This window comes from Pseudomonadota bacterium (assembly GCA_026388255.1).
Taxonomy (GTDB): Bacteria; Desulfobacterota; Syntrophorhabdia; order Syntrophorhabdales; family Syntrophorhabdaceae; genus JAPLKB01.
Genome location: JAPLKC010000019.1, coordinates 1 through 2,940 on the forward strand (window position 1 = coordinate 1; position 2,940 = coordinate 2,940).

The 2,940-nt window shown below is 43.9% G+C and carries 4 protein-coding genes and 1 pseudogene (1 of these 5 only partly in view); all 5 read right to left on the minus strand.

Annotated features, from left to right (window positions below):
• The coding region (locus NT178_01655) for a PilT/PilU family type 4a pilus ATPase (protein MCX5811241.1) at nt 1-754 on the minus strand (754 nt) is incomplete at its 3' end.
• 12 nt (nt 755-766) lie between these two features.
• A complete protein-coding gene (locus NT178_01660) occupies nt 767-1,801 on the minus strand; it encodes a type IV pilus twitching motility protein PilT (protein ID MCX5811242.1) in 1,035 nt (344 codons plus the stop codon).
• Between the two features lie 32 nt (nt 1,802-1,833).
• Nucleotides 1,834-2,352, minus strand: coding sequence for an SMC-Scp complex subunit ScpB (gene scpB / locus NT178_01665; GenBank protein MCX5811243.1), 519 nt, complete (start codon nt 2,350-2,352; stop codon nt 1,834-1,836).
• Complete coding sequence (locus NT178_01670; protein MCX5811244.1) at nt 2,331-2,939, minus strand: tRNA dimethylallyltransferase; 609 nt, start codon at nt 2,937-2,939, stop codon at nt 2,331-2,333. Before NT178_01670 ends, scpB begins: the two co-directional genes overlap by 22 nt.
• Nucleotides 2,900-2,940 (minus strand): annotated as a pseudogene (locus tag NT178_01675) (hypothetical protein); it runs 295 nt beyond the window's last position. Before NT178_01675 ends, NT178_01670 begins: the two are co-directional and overlap by 40 nt.

The window sequence follows — 2,940 nt, forward strand, 5'->3', positions numbered from 1 at the left end:
GGAGATGCCTCTCTATAGGAAAAAAGTTCATGATCCTTTCAATTGCCTGGTTAGCATTGTTTGCATGGAGTGTGCCCAGAGCAAGATGCCCTGTTTCTGCAAATGTAATGGCATCTTCCATGGTTTCCGAATCCCTTATCTCGCCGATAAGGATCACATCCGGCGCCTGCCGTAATGTATTTTTCAGAGCATTGTAAAAGGAGTGGGTATCAAAACCCACCTCTCTCTGAGTTATAACGCTCTGTTTGTGATTATGGACATACTCAACCGGATCCTCTATGGTGATTATGTGTCCGCGCTGATTGGCATTCCTGTGGTCTATCATTGATGCAAGGGTGGTGGATTTACCGCTTCCCGTGGCGCCGACAACAAGCACAAGACCCCTTTTACTCATCATAATATCTTTAAAGATTTTCGGCAAACCCATTGCATCAAGACTCTTTATCTCTGTTTTAATCTGTCTGATAACAAGACCTGCACATCCTCTCTGTCTGAAGATATTTACCCTGAATCTTCCAATATCCGGGTAGTAAAGGGCAAGGTTCTGCTCAAAGTCCTCGGCAAACTGAACCTTCTGCTTTTCATTCATCGTGCTGGCTGCTATTCTCTCCGTGTCCTCAGGCGTAAACGGGGGCTCGTCGTAAGGCTCTGTTGCGCCCTCAATGCGAAACATGGCAGGAAGACCGGCAGTAATGTATATATCCGAGGCGTCCCTCTGATTCATATATTTTAAATAATCTAATAACTCGGCCATAATTCATCACCTCTACTGTGCAGATTTAGGCAGGTAAAAAGATACCTCGTCTCTTGTTACAATGTTTTTTGCAACCAACTCAGTCACTGAAGCTTCCATTGTTTGCATACCGAGAGCCCTGCTTGTTTGCATAATTGATGGTATCTGGGCAATCTTGCCTTCCCGGATAAGGTTCCTTACTGCAGGATTGCCTATCATAATTTCAAAGGCTGCAACCCTGCCCTTTCCATCTTTTCGCCTGAAAAGCGCCTGTGTTATAACTGCCTGTATGGATTCAGAGAACATGGACCTTACCTGCGCCTGCTGGGCTGCCGGAAAAACGTCAATAACCCTGTCCACCGTTTTCGGGGCACCGCTTGTATGCAATGTTCCAAAAACAAGATGCCCTGTCTCTGCGGCGGTAAGTGCAAGAGAGATGGTCTCAAGGTCCCTCATTTCACCGACAAGGATCACGTCAGGGTCTTCACGAAGGGCGCTCCTCAATGCATTAGAAAAACTTTTTGTATGAGGGCCAAGCTCACGCTGATTGACAAGACATCCCTTAGACGGATGGACAAACTCGATCGGGTCTTCAACGGTCAGGATATGCCCTTTTTCTTCCCTGTTTATTAAGTCAACCATTGCTGCAAGGGTCGTGGATTTTCCGCTTCCTGTCGGGCCGGTAACAAGCACAAGACCTTTTTCCAGCCTTGTAATATCCATAAAAACCTTGGGGAGGTTCAACTCTTCAAAGGTAGGTATTTGTGTAGGAATAGTCCTGAAAACAGCAGAATCACCTCTCTGCTGTTTAAAAACGTTCACCCTGAATCGTGCAATATCACCAAGGGCAAAAGAAAAATCCAGTTCAAGGTTTTCCTCGAAAATCTTCCTTTGTTGGTCGTTCAAAATATCGTATATCATGTTGTGGACTTCATCCTTGTCAAGGGGCGGCACCTCGATCTTCATCATATCCCCGTGTATTCTTACAACAGGGGGCACGCCTGAACTGACATGCAGGTCGGAACCTTTATTTTCCACCATAAAAATCAATAATTCAGATACATCCATATTACCCTCCTTTATTCATGAAGCTTTTGACATTATCTTTCTAATGCTTCCAACTCTTTTATTGTTGGTAGATCTTCTATACGCCTGAGGCTATATACTTCCAAAAACCTGTTTGTTGTCCTGAAAACAATAGGTTTTCCGGCCTCTTCGTTTCTCCCTGCAATTTCGATAAATTTTCTTTCAAGCAGTTGCTTGACTGCACGCGATGAGTCTACCCCTCTTAAAGTATCCACCTCCCTTTTTGTTACAGGCTGTCTATAAGCTATAATTGCAAGCGCTTCAAGGACAGACTTTGTCAACTCAACATCTTTTTCCTTCACAAACCTCTTTGCCCATTCCTTATAATCGGTCTTTGTCCTTATCTGGTAACCGCCGGATACCTCCACTATCTCCAACGCCCTGTCCGAGTAGTTATACTCAGCAACCAGTTCATGCATGGCGCCTTCAATATCAGCCCCGGTACATCCCTCAAGCTTTTTATTCAGCCCCTTTAATGTTACGGGCCTGCCTGATACAAAAAGAACAGCTTCTATAATCCTCTTGAGTTCCATCCCTTCAAAAACTCCGATACCGTTATTTTTATAATCTCTATGTCTTCAGTATACTCATGCCATACAACATCTTTTTCTTTGGAAAACCACGTCGTTTGTCTTTTTGCATAGTGTCGCGTATGCATTTTTATATTTTTTACCATATCTTCATGGCTAATTAAACCTTTAATATAAAGGAGTATCTCCCTGTAGCCAATACTCGAAAAGGGCTTTAGTCCTTCATCGTATCCCATGGAAAGTATATGCTTCACTTCGTCCACCCATCCTGCATTCAGCATCTCGTCAACCCTGTTGTTGATCCTTGGATATAGCTCGTTCCTCTCTTTTTTAAGCCCCAACTTTAAAACTTCATAATGACTCTCCTTAAATCCATGGATGTGTCCCCATTCAGACATGCGTAACCCTGTGGATTTAAAGATTTCTACTGCCCTGACTGCCCTTAATTTATCCCTGAAGCTTATCCTGAGGGCATATTCACGGTCTATCTCCTTCAGCTTCTCATAAAATTTCAGAGGATCTTCGTTGTATTCCCTTTGCAGCGCCTCCCTTAAATCTGCATCTTTCGGGGCAACAAAGAGTCCGTACATC

Bases quoted from the DNA above. Each gene is read 5' to 3' on its own strand.
- scpB (MCX5811243.1), bottom strand. From the start codon at position 2,352: ATGGAACTCAAGAGGATTATAGAAGCTGTTCTTTTTGTATCAGGCAGG.
- NT178_01660 (MCX5811242.1), bottom strand. From the start codon at position 1,801: ATGGATGTATCTGAATTATTGATTTTTATGGTGGAAAATAAAGGTTCC.
- NT178_01670 (MCX5811244.1), bottom strand. From the start codon at position 2,939: ATGTACGGACTCTTTGTTGCCCCGAAAGATGCAGATTTAAGGGAGGCG.